General features: G+C 67.6%; 22 protein-coding genes and 5 pseudogenes. 16 read left to right on the forward strand and 11 right to left on the reverse strand.

The annotated features are described in order from the left end of the window. Window positions 1–24: 24 nt before the first annotated feature. Complete coding sequence (locus OHS71_RS00850; protein WP_328475740.1) at window positions 25–465, forward strand: nuclear transport factor 2 family protein; 441 nt, start codon at window positions 25–27, stop codon at window positions 463–465. Between the two features lie 78 nt (window positions 466–543). On the opposite strand, the gene OHS71_RS00855 is transcribed toward OHS71_RS00850, so the two are convergent. Beyond that, complete coding sequence (locus OHS71_RS00855; RefSeq protein WP_328475742.1) at window positions 544–1,002, reverse strand: TetR/AcrR family transcriptional regulator; 459 nt, start codon at window positions 1,000–1,002, stop codon at window positions 544–546. A 201-nt stretch (window positions 1,003–1,203) separates the two neighbouring features. Between OHS71_RS00855 and OHS71_RS00860 the strand changes: the two genes are divergently transcribed. Continuing rightward, on the forward strand, window positions 1,204–1,821 hold the full coding sequence (locus OHS71_RS00860; RefSeq protein ID WP_328475745.1) for an RNA polymerase sigma factor: 618 nt from the start codon (window positions 1,204–1,206) through the stop codon (window positions 1,819–1,821). Continuing rightward, complete coding sequence (locus OHS71_RS00865) at window positions 1,814–2,800, forward strand: CU044_5270 family protein (protein WP_328475747.1); 987 nt, start codon at window positions 1,814–1,816, stop codon at window positions 2,798–2,800. Before OHS71_RS00860 ends, OHS71_RS00865 begins: the two co-directional genes overlap by 8 nt. A 108-nt stretch (window positions 2,801–2,908) precedes the next feature. On the opposite strand, the gene OHS71_RS00870 is transcribed toward OHS71_RS00865, so the two are convergent. After that, window positions 2,909–3,052: a hypothetical protein gene (locus tag OHS71_RS00870; protein WP_328475749.1), complete on the reverse strand. Its 144-nt coding sequence runs from the start codon at window positions 3,050–3,052 to the stop codon at window positions 2,909–2,911. Window positions 3,053–3,089: 37 nt separating this feature from the next. Between OHS71_RS00870 and OHS71_RS00875 the strand changes: the two genes are divergently transcribed. Then, window positions 3,090–3,539, forward strand: a complete 450-nt coding sequence (locus OHS71_RS00875; RefSeq protein ID WP_328475752.1) for a hypothetical protein — start codon at window positions 3,090–3,092, stop codon at window positions 3,537–3,539. 132 nt (window positions 3,540–3,671) lie between these two features. On the opposite strand, the gene OHS71_RS00880 is transcribed toward OHS71_RS00875, so the two are convergent. After that, window positions 3,672–4,040, reverse strand: a complete 369-nt coding sequence (locus OHS71_RS00880; protein ID WP_328484361.1) for a transposase family protein — start codon at window positions 4,038–4,040, stop codon at window positions 3,672–3,674. 35 nt (window positions 4,041–4,075) lie between these two features. On the opposite strand from OHS71_RS00880, the gene OHS71_RS00885 reads away from it, so the two are divergent. The 5 genes from OHS71_RS00885 to OHS71_RS00905 all read left to right on the forward strand — a co-directional run bounded on the left by OHS71_RS00885 (window position 4,076) and on the right by OHS71_RS00905 (window position 7,797). Further along, entirely contained in the window at window positions 4,076–4,522 is a 447-nt protein-coding gene (locus OHS71_RS00885) for a hypothetical protein (RefSeq protein ID WP_328475754.1), read from the forward strand. A 61-nt stretch (window positions 4,523–4,583) separates the two neighbouring features. Continuing rightward, window positions 4,584–5,027, forward strand: a complete 444-nt coding sequence (locus OHS71_RS00890; protein ID WP_328475756.1) for a GntR family transcriptional regulator — start codon at window positions 4,584–4,586, stop codon at window positions 5,025–5,027. Beyond that, window positions 5,024–5,935, forward strand: coding sequence for an ABC transporter ATP-binding protein (locus OHS71_RS00895; RefSeq protein WP_328475758.1), 912 nt, complete (start codon window positions 5,024–5,026; stop codon window positions 5,933–5,935). Before OHS71_RS00890 ends, OHS71_RS00895 begins: the two co-directional genes overlap by 4 nt. Further along, a complete protein-coding gene (locus tag OHS71_RS00900; RefSeq protein WP_328475760.1) occupies window positions 5,932–6,918 on the forward strand; it encodes a transporter in 987 nt (328 codons plus the stop codon). Before OHS71_RS00895 ends, OHS71_RS00900 begins: the two co-directional genes overlap by 4 nt. Before the next feature lie 93 nt (window positions 6,919–7,011). Beyond that, window positions 7,012–7,797 (forward strand): class I SAM-dependent methyltransferase, encoded by a 786-nt coding sequence (locus OHS71_RS00905; protein WP_046917632.1) that lies wholly within the window; start codon window positions 7,012–7,014, stop codon window positions 7,795–7,797. A 336-nt stretch (window positions 7,798–8,133) separates the two neighbouring features. On the opposite strand, the gene OHS71_RS00910 is transcribed toward OHS71_RS00905, so the two are convergent. Both OHS71_RS00910 and OHS71_RS00915 read right to left on the reverse strand, forming a co-directional pair. Further along, complete coding sequence (locus tag OHS71_RS00910) at window positions 8,134–9,183, reverse strand: hypothetical protein (protein WP_328475762.1); 1,050 nt, start codon at window positions 9,181–9,183, stop codon at window positions 8,134–8,136. A 107-nt stretch (window positions 9,184–9,290) separates the two neighbouring features. Continuing rightward, window positions 9,291–9,812: a DUF6193 family natural product biosynthesis protein gene (locus tag OHS71_RS00915; protein WP_328475764.1), complete on the reverse strand. Its 522-nt coding sequence runs from the start codon at window positions 9,810–9,812 to the stop codon at window positions 9,291–9,293. 44 nt (window positions 9,813–9,856) lie between these two features. On the opposite strand from OHS71_RS00915, the pseudogene OHS71_RS00920 reads away from it, so the two are divergent. After that, window positions 9,857–10,522: pseudogene (locus tag OHS71_RS00920) on the forward strand (transposase); the annotation flags it as partial. Between the two features lie 212 nt (window positions 10,523–10,734). On the opposite strand, the gene OHS71_RS00925 reads toward OHS71_RS00920, so the two are convergent. Next, window positions 10,735–12,690 carry an RNA-guided endonuclease TnpB family protein gene (locus tag OHS71_RS00925; RefSeq protein ID WP_328475766.1) on the reverse strand — a complete coding sequence of 652 codons (1,956 nt, stop codon included), beginning with the start codon at window positions 12,688–12,690 and terminating at the stop codon, window positions 10,735–10,737. Between the two features lie 381 nt (window positions 12,691–13,071). Here OHS71_RS00925 and OHS71_RS00930 point away from each other — a divergent pair, with 381 nt between their 5' ends. Continuing rightward, entirely contained in the window at window positions 13,072–13,941 is an 870-nt protein-coding gene (locus tag OHS71_RS00930; protein WP_328475768.1) for a helix-turn-helix domain-containing protein, read from the forward strand. A 107-nt stretch (window positions 13,942–14,048) separates the two neighbouring features. Here OHS71_RS00930 and OHS71_RS00935 read toward each other — a convergent pair whose 3' ends face one another. The 4 genes and pseudogenes from OHS71_RS00935 to OHS71_RS00955 form a co-directional block, all read right to left on the reverse strand. Beyond that, window positions 14,049–14,903 carry an IS5 family transposase gene (locus tag OHS71_RS00935; protein WP_328475770.1) on the reverse strand — a complete coding sequence of 285 codons (855 nt, stop codon included), beginning with the start codon at window positions 14,901–14,903 and terminating at the stop codon, window positions 14,049–14,051. A gap of 442 nt (window positions 14,904–15,345) precedes the next feature. After that, window positions 15,346–15,648: a hypothetical protein gene (locus tag OHS71_RS00940; RefSeq protein WP_328475772.1), complete on the reverse strand. Its 303-nt coding sequence runs from the start codon at window positions 15,646–15,648 to the stop codon at window positions 15,346–15,348. A 71-nt stretch (window positions 15,649–15,719) separates the two neighbouring features. Continuing rightward, window positions 15,720–16,480 (reverse strand): annotated as a pseudogene (locus OHS71_RS00950) (winged helix-turn-helix domain-containing protein); the annotation flags it as partial. A 295-nt stretch (window positions 16,481–16,775) separates the two neighbouring features. Then, the gene (locus OHS71_RS00955; protein ID WP_328475778.1) at window positions 16,776–17,027 is read right to left on the reverse strand and encodes a transposase; all 252 of its coding nucleotides are present in this window, start codon (window positions 17,025–17,027) and stop codon (window positions 16,776–16,778) included. Between the two features lie 196 nt (window positions 17,028–17,223). Here OHS71_RS00955 and OHS71_RS00960 point away from each other — a divergent pair. Then, window positions 17,224–18,041 (forward strand): IS5 family transposase gene (locus OHS71_RS00960; RefSeq protein WP_443046835.1). Its coding sequence is split into 2 segments (ribosomal slippage): window positions 17,224–17,587 and window positions 17,587–18,041, totalling 819 coding nucleotides; the frame shifts between segments, so codons are not numbered across the junction. A 48-nt stretch (window positions 18,042–18,089) separates the two neighbouring features. Continuing rightward, window positions 18,090–18,436 (forward strand): annotated as a pseudogene (locus OHS71_RS00965) (transposase); the annotation flags it as partial. A gap of 17 nt (window positions 18,437–18,453) precedes the next feature. Here the strand turns inward: OHS71_RS00965 and OHS71_RS00970 are convergent. Beyond that, window positions 18,454–19,655: pseudogene (locus OHS71_RS00970) on the reverse strand (IS110 family transposase). Between the two features lie 240 nt (window positions 19,656–19,895). Here OHS71_RS00970 and OHS71_RS00975 point away from each other — a divergent pair. The 3 genes and pseudogenes from OHS71_RS00975 to OHS71_RS00985 form a co-directional block, all read left to right on the forward strand. Continuing rightward, window positions 19,896–20,362: pseudogene (locus OHS71_RS00975) on the forward strand (IS5 family transposase); the annotation flags it as partial. 272 nt (window positions 20,363–20,634) lie between these two features. Continuing rightward, window positions 20,635–22,353 (forward strand): glycoside hydrolase family 13 protein, encoded by a 1,719-nt coding sequence (locus OHS71_RS00980; protein ID WP_328475782.1) that lies wholly within the window; start codon window positions 20,635–20,637, stop codon window positions 22,351–22,353. Between the two features lie 462 nt (window positions 22,354–22,815). Further along, a complete protein-coding gene (locus OHS71_RS00985; RefSeq protein WP_328475784.1) occupies window positions 22,816–24,234 on the forward strand; it encodes a glycosyl hydrolase family 28-related protein in 1,419 nt (472 codons plus the stop codon). Window positions 24,235–24,446 lie beyond the last annotated feature (212 nt).

Below are 24,446 nucleotides of genomic sequence, written 5' to 3' on the forward strand. Positions count from 1 at the left end.
GTACTCATCGTGGAGCCGTACGCCATGAAATCCGACTTCATCGACAACCGTTGCGACCGCGGAAACACTGCGTCCATGACCACAGACAACAAGAGCATCGTTCAACGGGCGCTGGCGGAACTGATCCAGGCGGGCAGCGTCGACGCGCTCGAACCGTTGCTGAGCGATGACTTCGTCCATCACAGGCCGGACTCGACCTCCTCGACCAAGGCGGAGTGGCTCGACGCCGTACAGGCGGCGCTCATCCCGCTCGCCGATATACGGGTCGACGTCCACCACCTTCTGGCCGACGGTGATCACGTCGTGATGCACTCGCGGCGACGGCTCCCCGATGCCGGGCCGGAGATCGCGGTCGTCGATATCTGGCGGATCGACGAGGGGCTGATCACCGAAGGATGGGAGATCATCGAGCCGGTGGCCCAGGCAGCCGCCAATCTGGTGTGGTGGGAGCCTGCTGAGCGCTGACCGGTGCTATCGCTTCCGCCGTCGAACGACAAGCGGGGGGTGCAACTCCTTCTCAAGGATGGCAGGTATCCGCCCAGCTCACCGGGTCCCTCTAGAAGAGCCGCACCCGTCGAAGATGCTGTCCTGGTAGAGGTGTCGGGCGTAGGGCCAGGCGGCTGCCGCGAGGGCGGTGAACCCGGTGCAGACCCGGCGTGCGGCATCCGGGGCGGGGCCTCCCTCGGGGGCTTGGTAGCCGGGCACGGGGTCGCCGTAGATGAGGCGGAACCCCTGGGGGTTGACCAGGGCCCAGGTCCGGAAGGCGTTGGCCCATGCCTCGATCCGGACGGCGGGATCGGCGGAGGGCGTGGTTGCCCAGGCCGTGTCCACAGCGTCGGCCAAGGCGGTGTACACGTCGTTGACCAGTGTGGTGACCAGGTCGTCCCTTGTCGGGAAGTACCCGTAGATGGCGTTGGCGGTCATGCCCATCTCGCGGGCGATGGCCCGCAGTGTGATGGCGTCCGGCCGCCGCCGGCACAACCTCGCCTCGCCGGCCAGCAACGAAGGCGCAGCTCACCGGGCATGCCTTAGATGATTTACGGGACAGGTCTCAGCCTGCACGATGCTGTCCTTGTCCGACGGGAAGGCGGGACTCGCATCTCCAGCAGTGCGAGCCGGAGGGAACTCGCCGGAGGCGAGCGGCGAAGGAGAGAGGAAAGCCCAAGCCTTCCATGCATGTTCCCTTGAACGAGAGGAGCCCCGATGACCGTCGGGCCAGGCGTCTGCACGGGAGCGGAGAGCGATGCCTCGGTGATTGCGCGGTCCCGGGATGAGCCCGAAGCATTCGCTGTGCTCTTCGACCGATACGCGGATGAGGTACATCGCTATCTGGCGCGCAGGCTCGGTGGCGAGCCGGCCGACGACCTCATGGCAGAGACCTTCACCACCGCTTTCCAGCACCGGCACCGGTACAACCCTTCGCGGGCCCCGGGCGGCGGCGCCCGGCCCTGGCTGTTCGGTATAGCGACCAATCTGGTCGGCCGGCACCGGCGGGCCGAGGGCCGCCGCTTCAAAGCCATGGCCCGCATCCCGGCCCCGGCCGATCACGACGAGCCGCTGGCCGACCGTGCCGCGGCCCGGGTGGGGGCACAGGCCGTACGGCGCGAGCTGGCAGCGGCACTGGCCGCGCTGCCCGCACGGCACCGGGACGTGCTACTGCTGGTGGCGTGGGGCGGTCTCGGCTACGAGGAGGTGGCCCAGGCCCTCGGTGTCCCCATCGGCACGGTCAGATCACGGCTGCACCGGGCTCGCAGCAAGCTACGCGAAGCGTTGGGCGGATCCGATCCCACGACACTGCGAGAGGTACCCGGCCATGACTGACGAACTCGAACTCCTGCGGGACTGGGACACGGACGCCGCCCCGCTCACCGACCCGACCCGAGCGAAAGCCCGCTACCGGCTGCTCAACGCGATCGCGCGCGCGCAGCAGCACTCCGACGCCGCCCCCAGCCGCCGCCACGCGCTCCGCCTCGCGACAGCTGCCGTGGTCGCCGTGGCGGTTACCGGAACGGCGATACTGATCACCGAGGACGGCGCCGAAGGGGGCGATCACCCCGACCGTGCCGACCGCGTATCGGACACGGCGACCCCGAGGATGGGCAACGTCAGCGCCGTGACCGTGCTGAACGGGGCGGCAGCACAGACGGGCAGGGACGAAAAGCCCGTGGCGCCGCGCGACGACCAGTTCATCTACTCGAAGCGGATCATCAAGGAGACGGAACGCAAGACCGGCACGGTCAAAACCTACGAAGACGTGAACTGGGACTCCGTCGACGGCTCCAAGCGCTCCTTGACCATGGAACTCGGCCGGGTGATCTGGGAGGAGCCCTTGAAGAAGGGCGAGAGCGTGTGGCCGCCTCGAGAGTGGAGCAACCTGAAGAAGCTGCCCACCGACCCGAGGAAACTCATCCCGTACATCGCCCACGGCGGACCGTCCAGCAGGTCGATCGGCGACTTCACCGAACCCGAATGGTCCCACGCCTACTTCCTGCTCGGTGAGCTCCTGAAATGGCCGGTGCTGCCCCAGGGGCTGCGTCCCGCCGCGTACAAGGCGCTGGCCCTGGTGCCCGGTGTCAAGGCAGTTCCGGGAGTGAAGGACTCCGGCGGGCGCACCGGGGTGGGGATCTCCTACCCCGAGAGCTCGTTCCCGACGGGCAAGTACCTCATCTTCGACCCGGAATCCTATGAATTCCTGGGCTTCCGCGACGAACGGACTTCGGCGTCCGGCGACAACACGTACATCCAGCTGTCACACGTGGTGGACTGGGCGATCGTCGACCGGCTGAAGCAGCGCCCATAGCCCCGCTGTTTCGCTCGCGCACGGCCGCTGTCGACACGGAAGCGTGAAAGCGCCTTCCTCACCACGGGACGCCGGGCGGGCGCCAGATCGGCCGGCTGACGTGCTCGGTCACATCCGTCTGGAGGGGAAGCCGCCCTCGGGATGCCATCGCCCCTGCCAGTGGTGGCGGGTGAGGTCGGCGACCTTCGCCATCCGGCTCTTGGCGGAGCGCAGGCCGACCTGGTGCAAGACGAGCAGGACCGGCGGGTGCACCCGCTCGTACTCCTCGGAAGGGGGCGCGGACCAGCGGGTGCGCCACAGCGGCTTCTCGATGCCGTCGGTGTCCTTCTCCTGCCGCAGGAAGAACCGGGCGTACTTGTCGAACTTCCTGCCGATCAGGACGGCTTCCTCGGTGCTCGACCTCGATGAACAGCAGCGGCACGCCGGCTTCCGGGGCGGTCAGGACGATGTCGGCGCGGGCGCTGCCGATCGCGGGGTTCTTCCAGGTGCCCTTCACCGGGAGCGCGACCTCGGTGGCATAGGAGGCGAGGGTGCCGATCCCGTCGGGTGCGGCGACGTGCTGCCGGTGCCCTGCGCGGTCGCCGTCGGGCTCGCCCGGGCACACCAGCAGCGTGAGGGTCCTCGCAGCCGGCACGACATGCGACCTCCCGGCTACTGGACCGGCTCGATTCTCACGTTGACCAGCGGCTGGCGCATCGAACGCGCGGCGGCCACCACGACCCCACAGCAAATCCCCTAACCCCTGCCGCAGCACATGCCCACTGTCAGTGAGCGCGTTTCAACCTGAAGTTGCAGGTCCCGGGTCTGGCGTGGGTCGCGGGTGGGATGCTCGTGCCGGTCGGAGGTGTGATCGGTAGGAGGTGATCGTCCGTCAGCGGTGGACCTCGGCGTTCGTCAGCACGAGGAGCGCCCGTAGCAGCGTGGTCGCGTGTCGGGCGTTCATGCGGACCTTGGTGAGGATCCACCAGTTCTTCAGGTCGGCGAAGCCGTGCTCGTTCGCCGCTCGTTCACGGCTGACCAGCCGGTTCGCCTCCTTCTGGGCGTCGGTGAGCGGATGGCCGCGGGTCGCCCGCCGGCCGGTGACGATGACCGGGTCGTCGGGGTCGTCGTCCAGGCCGACGAAGCCGAGATCGGCCACAGCGCCCAGACCGGCCTCCCGCAGGTGGGTGGTGATCCTGTTGTGGCGGGCGGTGGTGATCTCGCTGAAGCGCCCCGGCTTCGCCGCCGAGATCCAGACCAGGTTGCCCGTCTCGTCAGGGCGAGGAACAGCAGGCCGTGGGCCTTGTGCTTGCCCGAATAGTTCGGCCGGTTCTCGTTCCCTGTGCGTCGGCGGGTGCGGACGAGGGTGCCGTCGAGCAGGACGACGACGCCACCCTTTCGGGCGATTTTCTTCAGGGCGCGGTCCAGTCGCGGGGCACGGGCCGACAGCAACTCAACATCAAACTGCACGCGGTCGCCGAGATGCACGGCCACCAGGTATGCCGCGCCCGGTATCCGGCGCAGCACACCCATCGCCACCACCAGCGGCCGGGGTGGGTCCGCCCGCCGCCACCGGGGGCGGGCGAGCCACCAGGCGGGGGCCGCGCCCAGCAGGAAGGGCCAGGGCTGCCAGCCGGGCAGCAGGCTGCCCAGGCCTGCGGCCAGCAGCAGTTGCTGGGCCACCGCGGCGAGGGTCAGTACGGCGGCGGCTACGAGGGCCACACCTGCAGTGCTCCTGTTTGACATCCCAGCAACGCCTCCATCATGCTTGTATTAATTCATTAATGGAAGCACACTGTTGGTCATGGAAGGTGATGTGCTCGAGTACCGGATCGACCGTGGCAGCGGCGTTCCCGCCTATGTGCAGATCGTGGAGCAGACCGAACGGGCGCTGCGGATGGGCACGTTGAAGGTCGGGGACAAGCTGCCCACGGCCAGGGAAGTGGTGGCGGCGACAGCCATCAACCCCAATACCGTGCTGCGGGCCTACCGCGACATGGAGCAGGCCGGCCTGGTCGAACTGCGCCGCGGTCTGGGGACCTTCGTGACGCGGTCGCTCGCCCGGCCCGGCGCGGAGGACGACTCACCCCTGCGCGCGGAACTCACCGACTGGACGGCACGCGCACGGGCGGCGGGTTTAGAAGGGGCCGACATCCTGGCCCTGGTCGCAGCCGCCCTGGACGCCCACGACAGCAAGCAAGACGAGCACTCCCCGGGCGACCGGGAGCAGAAAATGGAGGAAGCATGACCGGGCCTGACGCGCCGGCCGCGCTGCGCGCCACTGGACTCGGATTCCGGTATCGCGTGCGCGGCGGCTGGACCCTGCAGGACTGCGAGTTCACCGTGCCCAGGGGCCGTATCACTGCCCTCGTCGGACGCAACGGCGCCGGCAAGAGCACCCTGCTGCACCTGGCCGGCGGCCTGCTACGCCCCCGCACCGGGGACATACGGGTACTGGACACCGCACCCGGCACGCCCGGGGCCCGCGCCAGGGTCGCACTGCTCACCCAGGACAAACCGCTCTACCCCCGCTTCACCGTGGCGGACACCCTGCGGATGGGGCAGAAGCTGAACGCCTCATGGGACCAGGCTGCCTCCGAGCGGACCGTCCGCGAGGGCGGCATCGCACTCGCCGCCCGCGTAGGGGAACTGTCCCCCGGGCAGCGCACCCGTGTCGCGCTCGCCCTGGCGCTCGGCAAGCGGCCCGAACTGCTGCTGCTCGACGAGCCGATGGCCGACCTCGACCCCGTGTCACGGGGCGAGATCATGGCGGCGTTGATGACCGAGGCCGCCGAGCGCGGCACGAGCATCGTCTTGTCCTCGCACGTCCTGCCCGAACTGGAACAGACCTGCGACTGGGTACTGGTCCTGCGGGACGGGCGCATCGAACTGAGCGAAGACGCCGAGGCGCTGCGCGAGAACCACACCGTACTGATAGGACACGCCGACCAGGCCGACGCCCTGGCCGCACGGCACACCGTCGTCCACCGCCGCGCCGGTGGCCGACAGCTGACCGCCCTGATACGACAGCAGGGACCACTGCGCGGCGACTGGCACGCCGAGCGGCCCACGCTGGAGGACATCCTGATCGGCTACCTGCAGGCCAACGACACGCTGCGCCCGGCCAGCGCCGGGCGGACGGAGGCGGCGGCGTGAACGGCTCCCTCCGAACCGGCTCTCTCTGGCACGGCTCCCTCTGGCTCGCCTGGCGTCAGCAGCGAGTGCTGGTCGGCGTCGGCGCGGCCGCACTGGCCACCGCCGCGGCGATCGCCGCGTACAACCGCTCGGGCATGCTGGACGCCCTGCACAGCGGACTGTTCGACCACTGCGGCACCGGACCGCTGTACTGCACGCAGTCCGACACCGGCGTGCCCCTGCTGCTGGACATCGAGCCGCTGAAGTTCCTCGGCACGCTGAACATCGTGCTGCCCGTCATCATCGGCGTCTTCTGGGGCGCGCCCCTGCTGGGCCGCGACCGGGAACTGGGCACGCACCGCATGGTCCTCGCCCAAGGCGTGAGCCGCGGCCGGTGGTTCGCCTCCCGGATGGCGCTCGCCGCGGTGACCACGGTGGCCGTCTCCAGCGTGCTCGCGGGGCTGTTCGCGTGGTGGTGGCAACCGGCCGCGGACCGGAGTTACGGCCTGTTCTGGTACGAGAACACCGCCCTGAGCGGCTCGGGCCCGAGTGTCGTCGCAGCCGCCCTGTTCGGCCTGGCGGCCGGCACACTGCTGGGTTTGCTGGCCCGCCGGGTGCTGGCCGCGATGGGTCTGACCCTCCTGGTGACAGGGGCGACGACCCTCCTGCTGCATTGGACGCACAGGACCCGCCTGCTGGTCCCGCCGCACACCTACACCAGCGCCGGCAGCACCCCCAAGCCGCCCATGGACGAGAAGTGGTCGACCGGCCACTACGGGCTGATCACCGCCTCCGGCCGCCACGACGACGTAATGAACTGCCCTTTCCCCTCAAGCACCCAGCTCAAGGAGTGCATGGCCCAGCACGGCTACGTCGCCCGCTTCTACGAGGCCAACCCGGCCAGCGACTACTGGACCTTCCAGTGGACCGACACAGCCCTTCTCGGCGGCCTCGCCCTCCTGCTCACGGCCGTCACCATGCTGCTCCTGCGCCGCCGCGTCTGACCATGCTGCGTCACCTGTAACCCCCATACCCCTTTCGTCCCGCACCCCTTCATCCCCTCACCCGGGGCCCCTTTGCACGGAGGTCGCTTCGCCATGCCCGCAGACGCCAAGTCACCGAAGAAACTGCGCAACAACCGCGCCGCCCTCACCCACAAGGTCGGCTACGCCCTGCGCCACCCCGGCCGCGTCGCCCCATACCTCAGCCGGGCCGGCCGGGACGCCTGGCTGCGCCTGAAGCACCCCGACCACGTCGGCTACTACCGGGCCGTCATGGCCTCCGACACCCGCCGCAACCCCGAAGCCGCGGTCGGCAGTCAGACCCATGACCGCTGGCTGGCGCTCGGGCAGATGCAGTTCGACTACCTCACCGAGCACGGGCTGCGCCCCGAGCACCGCATGCTCGACATCGGCTGCGGCAACCTGCGCGGCGGCTGGCGCTTCATCGACCACCTCGACGCCGGCCACTACTACGGCATCGACATCTCGCCCGACATCCTGATCGCCGCCAAGAGGACTCTCGCCGAGCGCCACCTCCAGGACAAGCTGCCGCACCTGACCATCACCGGCGACCTCACCCTGGACTTCCTGCCCAGCGACCACTTCGACGTCATCCACGCGCACAGCGTCTTCTCCCACTCGCCGCTGGACGTCATCGAGGAGTGCCTCGCCCACGTCGGCCGGGTGCTGACCGACACCGGGTTCTTCGACTTCACCTTCGACCGCACCGAGGGCGCCGAACACCAGGTTCTGCGCGAGGACTTCTACTACCGCACCGAGACCCTCCTGGCCCTGACCCGCAAGCACGGCCTGCATGCCTGCTTCATGGACGACTGGGAGGAACGCCCGCACGGCCAGTCGAAGATACGCGTCAGCCGCTGACCTCTGGCCTCGCGCGCGCGGAGAAGGCTCGCCCTGACACCCTGAGAAGAACGAGGAAACACGCGAGACGATGCAAGAACACGGAGACGTACGGCGCTTCCCGCGGACACTCGCCTTGCATCCCGCGATCGAGGACGAACCGTGCGGACGGGCCGATGCCGCCAGGGCGGACACCCCCGCTGTGCCGTGTGTGGTGATCTCCCTTGCCCGGGAGCGGAGCGGTCGCCTCCTGAGAGAGGCACGCAGAACGCAGCTGCTACCAGCGATGGTCAACCCCTGGGGGGCGCTGCCAGGCCTATGGCGAGCTCCTGACCCGGCGGCCACGCCCGCTGGCCGTTATGGACGTGCCGGACGAGGGCTGCGCGCAGGCACTGACCTGGCGTGTGCGCCTTCTGCGGCGGCTGGCGCCGGTGACGGTCCTTGCCCCCGAAGGCGCCTGTTCCGCGGCGCCGCTCGAAGCGGGAGCCACCAACGTCCTGGATCGCACCATGCCGATCGAGAAACTGGCTGCCCGACTGCTGGCGGACCAGCGGTGGGCCGCCAGAGACACGGCACAGGAGTCCCGGTCTCAGGACCCTGGGTGTGGGAGCCGGCCGCCCCGCTGTGGGGCGCAGAGGCCAGGCAGGACGCCGTCCTGGCTGCTGCCAGCACCGTGAACCGCCGACGAGGTGGTTCGTTTTTGTCTGGCGGGCGGACCCAGCGGGCGTCCAGGCCGGTGGCCTGGAGCAGGCGGGTCAGTACGGGACCGGAGGTCTCCACGGTCGCCACGGCGTAGTCGCCGATCAGCCGGGCGCAGGTCACCGGATGCAGCGGGTAGTTCGCCCAGGGCACCCGCAGCGGGTCGCGGGCGGTGCTGTCCAGGCTGGTGACATAGATGTTGTGGTCCTCCCGGCCGGCCGCGATCCCCGCCCGTTGCAAAGCGCCTTCGACGGCGTGCTGATGACGTTCGTTGAACTGCTCGGACGACATGCCTTGCTCGGAGCATGCGTACTGGTCGACGACGAACAGGGCCCGGCTGCCGGGCACCGGCGTGGCGTAGATGCCGTCGGTTGCGGCCCGCTCCAGGGCGTCGCGCAGCACGTCCAGGTGGGTGCGCAGCGGCAGGTCCAGGTCGTACAGCAGTTCCGAGGCGTTGTCCCCAGGCAGCGGGACGCCCTCCAGCACCGCCGCGCGGGCCTGGTTGATCCGCCGCAGCTGCACGCTCCTGCTGTTCTTCGGATTGGTCTTGATCTCTTGCGTGCGGGGCGGGTGCACACCGTCCCATACCGTCATGTCGCCGATGCGCAGGCAGTTGGTCAGGTCGTGCAGGAGCGCGAAAGCACCGTCCTCCTTGCAGGCCCTCTCGAAGTGTTCGAGTTCTGCCGGCAGGCCCGCTTTGCCGTACATCGGGCCGGGCGACTGGTTGCGGCACAGAGCGAGGATGAACGGGCGGTGGAAGCAATCACCATGTCGTCAGGGCTGCGCAGGAGAACCGAAACCCCTGAGCTTGTTCTTTAACTTTCGTCCGTCAGCTGCTTCTGCGTTGCGGCCTCGTGAGCTGCGAGTTCTTCGGGAGTACCAGGGAAGGCAGGACCACATCCCGCGGGGAGGCGTTGGACCACCATGGCGATGGCGTCTTGAGCTGTGAGGGCCGGGCCCACCGTCTGGGTTCGAAGAGGGCCCGAGACCCAGTAGGTCTCTCCGGCGGCGGGCTGGATGTAGGGGATATCCCAGGTCCACCGCTGGCCGGTGCAGCGACTGAAGTGAAGTTCGCCCATCCCGGTCCAGGGAAAAAGTTGCCGCAGGCGGGGTTCCGCGTAGGCCGCTTCCAGTAGTTCCGTCCGCACACGTCCGTCGTCGCGTACCGTCTGCCAGCCTGCTTCAACGGCGGCATCGCCTGCTGCACCCCTGTTCACATCCCCATCGTGCACGAGGAGGACGGTCAACGGGGACCACTTGATTGACCGAATGGTCTCTCGAACTTGATCACCCGGAACGGAGTCCGCCGGACGCGGGGGCGGCCTTCGTCTGATCATGTGCTCCGACCAAGGTGCACGTGACCACGACGAAGGCCGTGAGGGTGAGTCTGCTGCCAGATGATGTCCGCAGGAACGCGTTCGCGGAAGCGTCACGCTTCCGGGGAGAGTTCTACGAGTGTCTGACCGCCCGGCGCGACGAGTTGTTCGAGCTCGTGGACGCGGTGCTGTGTGCGGACGGGGCGGTGAAGTCCCCGGTGGACCAGACGCTGCTGCCCGAGCATCGTCGCGGGCACGGAGCGATGTATGGCGGTCTGAACCACGGCCGGATCGACGTCGACCGGCTCCAGACGGTGCTGGCCGGGCTGCCGCTGCCGCGTTTCGAGGGCGGGCGCCTGGTCCTGGCGGTCGACGTGTCGCCGTGGCTTCGCTCGGATGCGCCATGCTCAGCAGAGCGGCTGTTCTGCCACGTCTACGGCCGCGCGAAGGCAGCATCGCAGTTCATTCCGGGCTGGCCCTACTCCTTCGTGGCCGCGCTGGAGCCGGGCGCCACCTCCTGGACCGCGGTCCTGGACACGGTTCGGCTCGGCCCTGCGGACGACGCGACCTCGGTCACCGCTGCCCAACTCCGAGGAGTCGTTGAACGGCTCATCGTCGCAGGCCAGTGGCAAGCCGGGGACCCGGCCATCGTGATCGTCAGCGACGCCGGCTACGACGTCACCCGCCTGACTTGGGTCCTGCGCGACCTCCCCGTCGAGATGGTGGGCCGGCCGTTGACGCCGTGCATCCTCGGCGGCTTCGGCAGGCGCCCATGACGCGGTCGGAGCGGACTCGGCCGACCCCGCCTGTTTCTGAACCTCGGCCTGTCAGAACGTGTCGCCGGAGTTTGGCTATGTAGGAGACATGGAGGGGGTGAGGACCGATGCCGAGGCGTGCGACGTGCGTGGCGGACGGTCTCCGACGGGGAGTGAGCGGGAGGCACTCACTCGTCCGACGCGTCGTGGTGCAGCTGTCGATCTGCCAGAAGACGGATCATCCCGGCGCGTAGGGAGCGGCGGCTGAATGGCTTGGGGGCCTTCGGCGTAGCTGCCCTGCCGCGTTGGTTGTGGTGCTGTTGCGGGACGCTCGGGGATCGCTCCCCGGGGGTGGCACCGGCGTCAGCCGGTGTCTTCTCGCTTAATGCCCCTTGCCCGGGAGCCTTGGGGGCTCCGGGACTTCCAGTGGCTCGGCGAGCGTTTTGGGTCTCCCCCCTATCGGAGGCGACCGTCCTGAGTTTCCTGTGCGCCGCGTCGACGATGTTCGCGGTGCTGTTCTCGTGTCGGTGTACGACCGCACCGCACGAGGGGCAGTGGAAGGTGCTGCACGATGGGTCGGAGCTTGAGTTTCGCTCCTTGCACTTCGCGCAGGTGCCGGTGACGGGCTCGCCCTGGTCGAGGACGACGAGCTGCGAGCCGTACCAGGCGGTCTTGTATGTGAGCTTCTTGCGGAGACTGCCCGGGCCGGCGTCCAGGAGCTGCCGGTTGAAGCGGGCCTTGACCGTAACGTTCTTGCCCGGCTTGTCCGGGGTGTCCCTGGTCGAGGTGGTGAGAGCGGTGAGGTCGAGGTCTTCGATCGCCACGTGCGTGAACCCGGTGGCCAGCTTCTTGGACAGGCCGTGCAGGAACGAGGCACGTCGCACCGTGATCTGCTGGTGGATGCGGGAGACCCGGGCGGAGGCCTTCTTCCACCGCCCCGACCCCTGCTGGCAACGGGACATCGCGCGCTGGGCCTTGGCGAGCTTGGCCAGGCTGTCGGTGAGCAGAGGGGGGTGCGGTACGAGGGCGGTGGCGGGGTCGGCCGGGTCGAGGGGGCTGGACAGAGCGACCAGGTGGTGTGAGCCAAGGTCGACGCCGACGAGGCCGCCGGCGCGCTGGCGGGCGGTGGGGCGGCCGATCTGCCGGACGCGTCCGCAGTTTCCCGCGGCCTTCTCGGCCTGGGTACGGCTCAGGTACCGGGTGCGGGTGCCGTCGTCGTGGATGTGTACCCACAGCACGGGCGCGTCCTGCTGCACCTTGGCCAGCACGGAGGCGTACCAGCGGTGGCCGCCGCGGGAGACGGTCACGGACTGGATGACGGCCCGCCCGCGCTCTACGAGCCGCGCGAGGCGCTTACCGGAGTTGTGGATGCGGATGCTGCCCAGGCCTGGCATTACCAGGCGCCGGTAGCCCTCCAGACGGATGATCGGCCTCTTCACGTCATGGAAGAGAGAAAACGACTCTGTGTGGCCCTTCTTCTTGAAACGGGGGTATCCCTGGCGCTGGCCGGCGCGGTGGCCGGCGAGCGAGTCCTGCCAGTACTTCCAGGCGACCTGGGCGCGGTCGAAGCCGGAGGTGAAGCAGTAGACGTTGACCTCCCTCCACCAGGGGCTGCCGCCCTCCTCCCTGGGCAGGTCCCGTTCCATCCGCCACAGGGCGCTGGTGTCGGTGGCGGTCGGCGTGCGGAAACCGGCAGTGAACGCCTGGGCCTTGAGCGCGTTCACCGTGGCCCGGCTCTCAGCCAGGAGCTCGCGTTCACCGCTGGTGCCGGCGGCGTCCGCGCGGGCGACGGCCAGCCGGCGGACTAGGGCCTCCTGTCCGGCCGGGGGCTGCATCGCGGGCAGCGGCGGTTTACCGACGACGGTGAGCGTGAGGCTCTTGCGGTGGTGGTCCCACACCTTGACGCGGTCGGTGAGCTCGGCGCCGTCGGCCTTGATCCGCGCCTGCGCCTCGCCCTCACTCAGCCCCGCCTCCAGGTAGGCGGTGCGGCGGTCGGCCCATGCCTGGTGGGCCTGGGTCTTCTTGGCCACGGCGTAGTTGTAGGCCCACCGGCAGGCGCCGGAATAGCGGGACAGGGTGGCGCGCTCGGCATCGGAGGGATCCAGGGCGAACCGGTACGCCCGCACCACCTCTGTGCCGGGCATCGTCACGGCTGCAGGGCCGTGCCCTGGCCCTGCGGGATGGGATCTTGCCGCCACGCGCGGTATTCCTCCGGTTCCAAATCGCTGTGCTGGACCGCAGGTTGCCATGGGGCAAGGGCTGCTGGTCACGCGCGACACCGGCGTGTTCCTCGGGCAGCGAAAAGGACTCTTACACTGGCAATTGCCTCAGCTCAAGGGGATGCAAGAGCCTTCGCCGACACGTGAAGCTAGGACGCCTGGCGGTTCCAGTGGTGAGGCACATGCCGACGTCACAGCCCGCTTTGGCCGCCCGGAGAACACGACGGCATGGCACATGATCAACAATCCCTGCTGCGTGGCAATCTGCGGTCCAGCACGATGACCTGGAGCCGGAGGTAGACCGCTGTGACGGCGAACAGCAATCCCACCGTCAGAAAACGCCGCCTTGGAGCCGAACTCCGCCGGCTCCGTCAAGCAAGCGGCCTGACGAGCAAAGAGGCGGCCGGGCGGCTCATGGTCTCCCAACCCAAGATCAGCCACCTGGAGAACGGCCGCCGCGCCATCAGCCCCCGCGACGTACGCGATCTCTGCGTGATCTACGGAGTGACGGACCAGCAGGTCATCGACTCACTCATGGAGATGGCCAGGGAATCCGGACAGCAGGGCTGGTGGAACGTCTACGGCGACATTCCCCAGAGTGTCTACGTCGGCCTGGAGACGGACGCCGCCACCGTCCGCGCATACGAGCCCATGATGATCCCCGACCTGCTGCAGACCCCCGCCTACGCCCACGCCGTCATCAGGGAGACCAGCCCTCTCCTCACTGCCGGACAGACCGCCACCCGCCTCAAGGTGCGGCTACGCCGTCAGCACCGGATCTACAACCCGGCCCGCCCGCTGCGCCTGTGGGTCATCCTCGACGAATCGGCACTACGCCGTGTCGTCGGCGGCCCGGACATCATGGGCGAACAATTGGAGCACCTCAACTCACTCGGCGTGGAGCCCCACATCACCGTGCAGGTCCTCCCCTACACGACGGGTGCGCACCCGGGCTTCGCAGGACGGTTCTGCATCCTGCGGTTCGCCGACAACACCGAGACAGTGGTGCACCTGGAACACCTGACCAGCGATCTCTACCTGGAGAAACCATCCGACGTGCAGCACTACAGCGCGACGTACGACCACCTCCAAGCCCGGGCTCTCGACCCTGACAACAGCCGTGACTTCATCACCGACGTCACCAAGGTGTACATCGACGCGGCAAGCCACCTCTGAGTACGGCGAACCCGTTGAGTTTGGATCCGCTGACAGGCTTCGTTGCGGTCGGAGAGTGGCTCAGGGCCGCGTCGGGGCCAAGCTGATGGCCCTGACCTTGGAAACGATCAGTCCCGCTGGGCTTCGCGGGATGCCTGCTGGCCGCTTCTGCGGGAGCTTCGTCGTGTGATTCGCCTGGTCATGAGCGTGATCGCTGCCCAGGTGATGAGTGAGTCGGAGTGCTGGATGAGGCGTTCGTAGTCGCGTGCGTGTCGGCGGGCGTGCATGATCCAGGCGAGCGACCGTTCGACCACCCAGCGGCGGGGAAGGATGACGAACCCGACGACGTCCTTGGGCCGGCTGACCGTCTTCAGGGTCAGTCCGAGGTGCTTCTTCGCCCAGGTCACCAGCTGTCCGGCATAGCCTGAGTCGGCCCAGACGATGGTCATTTCGGGGTGCATCAGCCGCAGCCGGAACAGGACTTCCTTGGCCGCGTCGCGGTCGGTCATGTCGGCCGGGGTGACCATGACGAACAGCGGCAGCCCTTTGGTGTCCACGACCAGGTGCCGCTTGCGGTCGTTGATTTTCTTCGCGCCGTCATAGCCGCGCGAGTCGCGGCCGACGGTCTCAGCTGCCTTGACGGACTGGGAATCGATGACGGTGGCGACCGCGCCGGGGGCCCGGCCCATCTGGCGGCGGATGCGCTTGCGGAGCTGGTCACGGATCTGCCCGACGATGCCGGCGGCAGCCCAGCGGGCCATGAATCCGTAACACGTGCGCCAGGGCGGGAAGTCCCTGGGCAGGGCCCGCCATTTGCAGCCGGTGTCGACCACGTATCGGATCGCGTACACGACCTCCCGGCGGGGGTGCTTCTCAGGCCGCCCGCCGGTCCTGGTCTCGCAGGCCGGGGTCGGCAGCAACGGTTCTATCAGCGCCCACTCGTCGTCGAAGGTGTCGGAGGGATAGCAGCGCCTGCGAGGCAACGGGTTCCCCTCCCCTCAAGGACGGGGCTGGGCCAGCCGCTTCGCGGCCGGCCCAGCCAGTCAGGCTTCGACGTAGTCGGCGATCACGTCGAGCGTGATCAGCGCCTCTGGGATCTATACCACATGGCGAATATAGTCCATATCAACAGAATGATAGCTACGCCTATCCAGGCTCTACTGAAGCCCGTAGCAGCAGCAATGATCCCAATGATCAGGCCGATCACCAGCAGCGTCGTGGCGAATTGGAAGTATCGGCGGATCGCCGCTTTCTGCCCTATGTTCGGTTCAAGTCCTGGCATGTGCTCCCTCGCCGGTCGGTGAGCAGCCGGGGCGCGGGCTTACGCCGTACGCCCCGGCCACGGTCATCCCGAGATTGCGTTACTACTGAACTTGAACTCGTGATGTCGGCCCAGGTGCTGATCGTGCTGCCAGGACGGCTGCTCTACGATCCTGTATTTGCCATGCGTGAGGCGACGAGCGCCACGAAGTGCTGGAGGACGGCGAACGGCAGCGTTTGCGTTGCGTCGAAGTAGACCTCTGCCGGCTTCTCCTCCTCGGGCGCGTAGACAAGCACCGTCACGGCTGTCGGCCCTGGAGCAGGTGAAGTAGGCATAGAAGAGGTTCGGCCCGGAACCATGCGGGCCTCACTGAGCTCGAAATGTGTCATCCGGCCCTCGCCCGCACCCGTCTCGGTGGTGAGGGCGCAGAACAGATCACCGTCGTAGTCCCAGGTCAGCAAAGGCATGGCGGTGACTCTGCCATACCAGGCGCCGCCAACGGTCTGGCATTTGCATCACTGCATCCGTCAGGTCCCGGATCCATGCTCAGACCGGTGCCAGCGAGACAGCCATCGACCACATCGGGGCGGTACTGGATCTGCTTGAGCCGACGTTTCACTGCCTGGGTGATCTGGTCGAGGTCAGCCGCCGCGAGGTTGCCGATGTCGCGCTTGACCAGCGACCAGACGCCCTCTTGAGGGTTGAGGTCCGGGGCGTAGGTTGGTAACTGAAACACGGTGAGCCAAGCGGTGTTGGCCTCGAAGAACTGGCCGGCCTCGTCCTCGAAGACCACCCAGGCGTTGTTCACCGCCGCGGTGCTCTTACCCGCGGCCAGACATCCCGCTTCCACAGCTCCACCGCATCGTCATCGCGCTCGATCGCGCGCCGGGCGGGCTGCTGCCAGGACCAGCCGTGCCGCCGCAGCAGCCGCCATGTGCCCTCCACGGTGTACGAGACGTGGAACAGGCGGCCGATCAACGTTTTCACCCGGGCCAGCGTCCACCGCTGGTCGACCCACCCGTGGGCCAGCGGGCCGCGCTCCAACTCCCTTTCCAGCCTGGCCATCTGCACGTCTGACAGTCGAGGCCTGCCGGGTGATCCCTTCGACGCCAACCCGGCCAGGCCCTCCTCGCGCCACTGGCGCCGCCAACGTTCCACCGACCGCTCCGAGACTCGCAACGCAGCAGCGATCTCCCGGTTCTTCTCGTCGGCCTCGAAGCCAGTCACGGCCTGGAGCCGGACCCGCTCTCGCGCAGCTCTCTCGGTGTCAGTCAAGCCGCCGCCCTGCGGATATCTCACCTCACCAGGACTACCGAAGACACCTGCCTGCTGTCCGGTGAACAACCCGACATCACCCGATCAAGTTCAGTAGTGATTGTTCCTGCTGCCCATCCGGCGGCGAAACATACGGGTGATGCACCCTCGAATGCGCCTAGAGTCGCAGGGGCTGCGGCCGTGAGGAATGCTTCACAGCCCAACCCCACGAGCCCGCCTGCCACTACACCGAGTGCATCTCCCCACAGCGCACGCGTGTCACCCTGAGAAAGGTGATAGAAACCTGTGATCAGGTCTCCTGCAGCGCCCAGTGCGTCCCCTATCGAGAACAGACCCGTACTGCATAGAGGTAGGCGTTTCCTTCTTTGCCGCTGGGGTCGGGCTGAGTGAAGCGGCCGAGCTTGAGGTCGGAGCCGTAGCGTTCCGGCAGGTCACGCCAGGAGATCCCGGTCCGGATCTTGTAGACCATCCCGTTGACGACCTGCCGATCTTCCACGCGCGGACTGCCTGTCGCGGCCCGCGGTATGAAGGGAGCGAGTAACTCCCACTCCTGATCGGTGGTCAGCTTCACTCAGGGGTGGCGTGTGGGCATTGCCGGTAGCGTGATCGTCTGCCGCATGGAGGGTCCATGTGGAGCGCGGGGCGGGCACGGAGATCAACTGCGCCTCACACCGACGCGGTGCGAGGCGCACTGTGTCGTGTCTTACTGGCTCTAACAAAAGCGGTTTGATCATGTGACTGTCGGCTTGATCGCTCGTTGGTGAAGCATGGGGAAGCGTCAGTCGCGGCCGTGGATCGTGTCGGATGAACTGTGGTCGCTGATCGAGCCGTTGCTGCCCGAACCACCGCCCAAGCAGGTCGAGGGGCGGCCGCGAGTGCCCGATCGGCAGGCCTTGTGCGGGATCCTGTTCGTCCTTCACACCGGGATCCAGTGGGAGTACCTACCGCAGGAGCTCGGCTTCGGCTCGGGCATGACCTGCTGGCGCCGGCTGGCGGCCTGGAACGAAGCGGGCGTCTGGGACCAGCTCCACCAGCTGCTGCTGAACAAGCTGCGCTCGAAGAACCAGCTGGACTGGTCGAGGGCGGTGATCGACTCCTCCCACGTCCGGGCCGCTCGCCGGGGCCCAAAAGCGGACCCAGCCCGGTCGACCGCGCACGCCCGGGCAGCAAGCACCACATCATCACCGATGGCCAGGGCATCCCGCTCGCGGTGTCGCTGACCGGCGGAAACCGCAACGACGTCACCCAACTCCTGCCCCTGCTCGACAAGATCCCGGCCGTGGCCGGAGTGGTCGGCCGGCCGCGCAGCCGGCCCGACATGCTCTTCGCCGACCGCGGCTACGACCACGACAAGTACCGCCGGCTCCTGCGGCAGCGCGGCATCCGGCCAGTGATCGCCGAACGAGGGCAACCGCACGGCACCGGTCTGGGCACTTTCCGCTGGGTCGTCGAGCGGACGATCTCCTGGCTGCACGGCTTCCGCCGCCTGCGCATCCGCTGGGAACGACGCGACGACATCCACGAAGCCTTCCTCGGCCTCGCCGTCTGCCTGATCACCCACCGTCACGTCCAGAGGCTTTGTTAGGGCCAGTTAGACCGTGTCCTACATGGTCAGTTGGCGGTTGTGCTGGGCATGGGGAGTGGACGGTGGGGATGGATCGTTCCGGACGGCTTGTGGGAGTTGGCAAGGCCGTTACTGCCGCCGGCGCGGGTGCGTCCGCAGGGCGGCGGGGTCGCGAACATCGATGATGAGGCGGTGTTTGCCGCGATCATCTACGTCCTGTCAGCGGATGCGCTTGGCGGGCATTGCCACCGTGCTTCGGAGCGTCGAAATCGACCGTGCACCGCCGCTTCGCCATCTGGTCTCGCGCCGGGGTCTGGGGCCGGCTGCATCAGAAGGTTCTCCAACTCCTGGACGAGCAGGACCTGGTCGACCTGTCCCGCGCGGTCCTCGATTCCGCCCACGTGAGGGCTAAAAAGTGCCCCTATGGTTTTCGTCAAGCGGTGTTGATCTTGGGCGGTTCGTAGAAGGTGCCGTCGCGGAGCATGGCGAAGAGGACGTCGATGCGGCGTCGGGCCAGGCAGACGATCGCGGCGACGTGGTGTTTTCCCTCGCGTCGTTTCCTGTCGTAGTAGGCCCGAGAATCGGGCTGGGACAGTGAGGCGAAGGCGGCGAGGTAGAAGGCCCGCTTGAGCTGTTTGTTGCCTCGTCGGGCCGGGTGCTCGCCGCGGATTGAGGAGCCGGACCGGCGGGTGGCGGGTGCCAGGCCGGCGTAGGCGGCGAGGTGGCCTGCGGTGGCGAAGGCGCTGCCGTCACCGACGTCGATCAGGATGCGGGCTGCGGTCCTGATCCCGATGCCGGGCATCGAGGTCAGGACCTGGGAAAGAGGGTGTGCCTCCAGCAGTTCCTCGATCCTGGTGGCGAGGAGCCGGCGCTGGTCGAGCACGGCGGTGAGCGAGTCGGCCAGGCTGGGGACGATCAGGGCGGCCGCGTCAGTGCCGGGCACGACGACGGTCTGCTCGTCGAGCGCGTCGAAGATGTCTGCAACGAGCTGTTCTGCCATGCGCGGTGCCTTGGGCCGCAGCAGGGATATCAGCCGTCGTCTGCCGGCTTTCCGCAACTGTGCTGGTGAGCCGTGGCGTTCGAGCAAGAACAGGACGGCCGGGTGATCCAGGCGAGGACCCAAGACCCGTTCGAGCGAGGGATGGATCTGGGTCAGCAGCCCGCGCAGACGGTTCTTGGTGCGGGTGACCTCGCCGGCCAGGTCGTCGTCGAAGCCGACGAGCAACTTCAGCTCGGCGACGGTCTCGTCGTCCGGCGCCAGGTCCCGCAGCGTATGCGGCATGGTGCGGGCGGCATCGGCGATGACCGCAGCGTCCCGGGCGTCGGTCTTGGACTCACCGGGGTAGAGGTCGGCGATCCGCCGCATCGTCAGCCCCGGCAGATAGGCGACACGACAGCCGGCATCCCGCGCGACGGCCAGCGGCAGAGCCCCGATCGAGGCCGGCTGGTCCACCACGACCAGCACCGTTCCATGCCTGGACTGGAGCTTCTCGAACAGCTCACGCAGCCGCGGTTCACTGTTGGGCAGCGGCTTGTCGAACACCTTCTTGCCCGCCGGAGTCAGGGCGGTCCCGTGATGCTCGCCTTGCCGACGTCCAGACCGAGGTAGACATCGTTCCCACCCTCGTTGCTCACTCACCCTCCCCAGCAGACACCCTTCCCGGCCTCCGCTGCGGCATCAGCGTGCCGGCATCCACGTTACGAAGGCCTGCCCATCCCAGAGAGTGCGGATGAAGCGGTCATGCCCCTGATCAGCGGTCTGCCGATGCCTCCCGGCCCGGTGACACCACTTTTTCGATCATGCTCGACAAGGGGCGCAAGTCATGCCGGACCCGGAGACCGGGAACCCCAGTGCGGGGCCACGAAAAAGGTAACGGGGGCGAACTTGCAGGTCCGAGCCCCGTGGACCGAGGTAAGCCCGGTTCCAAGATGCATGTCCTGTCCGACGCGAATGGACTGCCCCTACGGGTCGGGCTCTCCGCGGCCAACACCCACGACAGCCTGGCCCTGAAGCCGATGCTGTCCCATTTCCACATGGGACACGAATCCCACGCAGCCGACTCCAAACCCGTGCGCCTTCATGCAGACAAGGCATACGACATCCCTCACCTGCGGCGATGGCTTTGGGGCAAACGCATCGGCGTCCGCATCGCCCGCAAGGGCATCGACTCCAGCGAACGTCTCGGACGTCGCAGGTGGGTCATCGAACGCACCATGTCCTGGCTGACCGGCTACCGCCGTCTCAACCACCGTGACGAGCGGAAACCAGGCACTACCTGGCCTTTCTCGGACTGGCATCCGCCCTCTGCTGCTACAAGCGGTTCCTCAAACTGACCATGTAGGACACGGTCTAAGGGGAGGTGCTGGTGACCCGCAGATTGACCTTGACAAAGCCAATAGCAGGGCGAAGGGCGATGTTTCCGGTCTCAAGCCTCATCGAGACCGGCCCCGTAAGCGAGTGTCCTCACACGCTGACCTGCGTTGTACTGGCCGTGGCGACGACTCATCTGTGTGTATGTAGTGATCCCTGTCCGCCGAGATCGTGGCGGTTGGCGTTGGCGGTCTTGATCTCCACTCTCCCCACTCGTGGTGGCTTGCTGGCGCGGGCCGCCGCATGACCAGTCGCGACCATCCGGACCTGCCCTGGAAGACGTCACAGCGCCGGGACGATGCCCGCCACGGGGATGTCAAGTGGTGGCGCGACGCAGTCTGCTACCAGGTGTACCTGCGTAGTTTCGCTGATGGAAACGGCGATGGTGTCGGGGACTTGGCCGGGCTGCGCCGACGCCTTCTGTATCTGTCAGAGCTGGGTGTGGACGCGGTGTGGGTCAATCCCTGGTACCCCTCTCCGATGGCCGACGGCGGTTACGACGTCACCGACTACCGGGCCATCGATCCCACGTTCGGGAGCCTGCCCGAGGCCCGCGCGCTGATTGAGGAGATCCACGCTCTGGGGCTGCGCATCCTGATCGACCTGGTGCCCAATCACGCCTCCTCGCAGCACCCCTGGTTCAGCGAGGCGCTGGCCGGCGGTCCCGGCTGCGTGGGGCGGGACCGTTTCATCTTCAGGCCGGGCCTCGGGCCGGATGGTGACCTGCCGCCCAACAACTGGCGGAGTGTTTTCGGCGGTTCGGCGTGGACCCGGGTCGTCGAACCCGACGGCATGCCCGGAGAGTGGTACCTGCATCTGTTCGCGCCCGAGCAGCCCGATCTCAACTGGGACAATGCCGAGGTTCGCCGGGAGTTCGAGTCGATCCTCAGGTTCTGGTTCGATCACGGCGTCGACGGGATCCGCATCGACGTCGCGCACGCCATGATCAAGGCCCCAGGTCTGCCGGACCTGGGCCCGGCAGACATCGAACTCATCGGCTCGGCGGCCCATCCAGGCCATCCTCACTGGGACCGCGAGGGAATCCACGACATCTTCCGTGACTGGCGCGCGCTGGCCGACTCCTATGCCGCGCCCCGCGTCTTCGTCGCCGAGGCGTGCGCACGCAACCCAGAACGCCTCTCCCGCTATGCCCGGCCCGGGGAACTGCACACCGCCTTCAACTTCGACTACCTGACAACCCCGTGGCGCGCGGCGCACATGCGCACCGCCATCGACAAATCCCTGACGACGATGGGCGCCGTCGGCGCACCGGCGACCTGGGTGCTCTCCAACCATGACGTCGTGCGACACCTCACCCGCTACGGGCGGCCGCAGTCCGACGGCCCGGTTCACGACCTCGCCGATCATCTTCTCGCCGGTCCGTTCGACCTGGAGCTGGGGACACGTCGGGCACGGGCGGCCGCGCTGCTCACGCTGGCCCTTCCGGGTTGCGCCTACCTCTACCAGGGCGAGGAACTGGGTTTGTGGGAGGTAGAGGACCTGCCTGATGAAGCACTGCAGGACCCCATCTGGCGGCGCTCGGGACACACCAACCGCGGTCGCGACGGCTGCCGTGTGCCGATGCCCTGGTCCGGCGACACCCCGCCCTTCGGCTTCAGTCCCGACCACGCCGGGTCAGCCCCGTGGCTGCCTCAGCCGCAGGAGTGGAAGCGTCTCACCGTGCAAGTGCAGCAAGGTGACGAGCAGTCGATGCTGGAGCTGTACCGGCGGGCGCTGCACATCCGCAGGCTTCACCCGGCCCTGGGCAACGGGGCATTGGGCTGGGACCCTGCCGCTGGATCCGGCGTGCTCTCCTTCATTCGTCCTCCCGGTTTCCAGTGCATCGTCAACTTCCGCTCTGACGCCCTTCAACTGCCGGATCACGGCGGGGTGCTCCTGAGCAGCGTTCCCCTGGAGAACGGACGCTTGCCCGGAGACGCGGCCGTGTGGCTCACTCGATGACACCCGCGCGCCCACCGCTTGGGCCTGGAGCCTCGGCGGGGAGCGCCAACCACACGAGCCGGATGCAGGCCGGTGCCACCCAGATGGGCCTGCGAACTCGGCTGCCAGCTGCAGCAGGGCAACGCCGAAGTGACACCCACGTCGTCGATCATCCGATCGAAGGACGTACGTCTAGTCACGTAAGCCCTTCACGGGTGGTTCCGGAGCCCCTAATCTGGCATGGCGTAACCATTCATATCCGTAGCGTAATCATACAGTGGGTCGGCGATCGTGCCGCTCCCCTGTCCCCGAGCAGCCGGTCACGGAACCCGTTCCCAGACAACGAGCTGCTCCCTCCGGGGCCGACGTCCCTGAAACCTCGACTGCGATCGCTCTGATCGCCTCTCCTCAGGGCCAGCTACCGACTCCGGTGTTCCGCTGCTCCCGGCAGCCCGCGTCGACTTGCAAGCGACGGAGACCGTCATGGCCACCAGCTACTGGTTCAACGTCCTGGACTACGGTGCGACCGCCAACGGCGTCACCGATGACACCACCGCAATCCAATCCGCGATCAACGCCGTGCCCTCCTCCGGAGGAACTGTCGTTTTCCCGGCGGGCACCTACAAAATCTCCTCCGCCTTGGTGGCCCGCTCCAACCTGATCCTGCAAGGTGTCAGCGACGGCTCGTCGGTGATCTCGCAGAGCAGCACCACGGCCCACGGCCTCACCGGCTCGGACATCACGAGGCTGACCCTCCAGGATCTCACCGTCCAGGGTCCGGGCAGCGGCAGTGGTAAAGGGATCCTGCTGACGCGGTCGGCGAATCCCGCGACCGTCTCGCTGACGTTCTCGCGCATGACGGTGAAGTTCTTCGGCAACACCGGCATCGAGCTGTCCAATCCGATCGTGTCCACGTTCACCGGAGTGACATCGGCCAACAACGGCAACCACGGCTGGGACATCCACGGTGTCTCCGGCGGCGCGGCAGGGACGAGTTGCTCGTTCATCGCCTGCTACGCCGACATCGTCACCAACGCCGGTTTCCGTCTCGACACGATGGCCTACTGCTCCTTCGTCGGCTGCGCCGCGGACCACTGCGGCATCGGCTACGAGGTGACCGGTGTCGGAAGCCAGGGCATCAGCTTCACCGGGTGCGGAGCCGAATCCGCAGTCAACCGCGGCACCGGATACAACGGCTACAGCTGGAAGATCAACGCGGCGATCGGTGTGGGCCTGTACAACCCCTTCACCTACAACAGTCCCAACGTCAGCATCTGGGTCACCGGCGGCGCCCGGGCGGTCAGCATCCTCGGATTCGCCGAGAACACACCCACCGGTACGGCGGTCAACTCGATCAAAGTCGACTCCGGCTGCTCGGCCACCCTCGGCGACTGCAGCAACGTGGAGCCCCTGTCGCTGGCGGGCAGTACCAACATCATCAACGACACCGCCGGCGGCACCGTCGCCGCCGGGTTCGTCTACGGCGCGGACTCCGCCTACTACGAAGGCACCGTCTCCTCCGGCACCGCGCCGGCCTCGGCCGAGCACCTGACGCGCAAGGACTACGTTGACGCCAAGGTCAACCCCGCCCCCGTCACCCTCACCGACGCCCCCACCATCGCCACCAACGCGGCCCTCGGCAACCTCTTCCGCGTCACCCTGCAGGGCAACAGGACCCTGGGCACACCGACCAACCCCACCAACGGCCAACGCGTCACCTGGGAACTCATCCAGGACGCCACCGGAAACCGCACCCTCACCCTCAGTTCAGCCTTCGTCCGAGGTACCACCATCCCGACCGTCACCCTCACCACCACGGCCAACAAACGGGACTTCCTCACCGCGATCTACAACGCCACCACGAACAAGTGGTACGTACTCGACTTCGTCAAGGGCTTCTGACCAGCAGGGGCCGTGGCGAGACTCGACCGCAGTGATCCACTTGCCGGGCGGCCATGACCGGGGAGAATCGACGGTAGAGGCGCAACCGCCGTTTCCCGGCGAGCAGAGCCGGTCGGCGGGCCGGATCAGGTCTTGGCGCGGCGGCTGCCGCGGTGCTCCGACGAGGACAGCCTCCTCACCGATGCCGCGAGTCCGTCCGCCGCTGTCATCCT

The sequence above is a fragment of the Streptomyces sp. NBC_00377 genome, from assembly GCF_036075115.1.
Classification (GTDB): Bacteria; Actinomycetota; Actinomycetes; order Streptomycetales; family Streptomycetaceae; genus Streptomyces.

What these genes read in the sequence shown, in the direction of transcription:
- OHS71_RS00915 (WP_328475764.1), bottom strand. Translation starts at nt 9,812, where the DNA reads ATGATCAGACGAAGGCCGCCCCCGCGTCCGGCGGACTCCGTTCCGGGT.
- OHS71_RS00910 (WP_328475762.1), bottom strand. Translation starts at nt 9,183, where the DNA reads ATGTACGGCAAAGCGGGCCTGCCGGCAGAACTCGAACACTTCGAGAGG.
- OHS71_RS00925 (WP_328475766.1), bottom strand. Translation starts at nt 12,690, where the DNA reads ATGCCCGGCACAGAGGTGGTGCGGGCGTACCGGTTCGCCCTGGATCCC.
- OHS71_RS00895 (WP_328475758.1), top strand. Translation starts at nt 5,024, where the DNA reads ATGACCGGGCCTGACGCGCCGGCCGCGCTGCGCGCCACTGGACTCGGA.
- OHS71_RS00985 (WP_328475784.1), top strand. Translation starts at nt 22,816, where the DNA reads ATGGCCACCAGCTACTGGTTCAACGTCCTGGACTACGGTGCGACCGCC.
- OHS71_RS00905 (WP_046917632.1), top strand. Translation starts at nt 7,012, where the DNA reads ATGCCCGCAGACGCCAAGTCACCGAAGAAACTGCGCAACAACCGCGCC.
- OHS71_RS00980 (WP_328475782.1), top strand. Translation starts at nt 20,635, where the DNA reads ATGACCAGTCGCGACCATCCGGACCTGCCCTGGAAGACGTCACAGCGC.
- OHS71_RS00890 (WP_328475756.1), top strand. Translation starts at nt 4,584, where the DNA reads ATGGAAGGTGATGTGCTCGAGTACCGGATCGACCGTGGCAGCGGCGTT.
- OHS71_RS00865 (WP_328475747.1), top strand. Translation starts at nt 1,814, where the DNA reads ATGACTGACGAACTCGAACTCCTGCGGGACTGGGACACGGACGCCGCC.
- OHS71_RS00850 (WP_328475740.1), top strand. Translation starts at nt 25, where the DNA reads ATGAAATCCGACTTCATCGACAACCGTTGCGACCGCGGAAACACTGCG.
- OHS71_RS00940 (WP_328475772.1), bottom strand. Translation starts at nt 15,648, where the DNA reads ATGCCTTTGCTGACCTGGGACTACGACGGTGATCTGTTCTGCGCCCTC.
- OHS71_RS00860 (WP_328475745.1), top strand. Translation starts at nt 1,204, where the DNA reads ATGACCGTCGGGCCAGGCGTCTGCACGGGAGCGGAGAGCGATGCCTCG.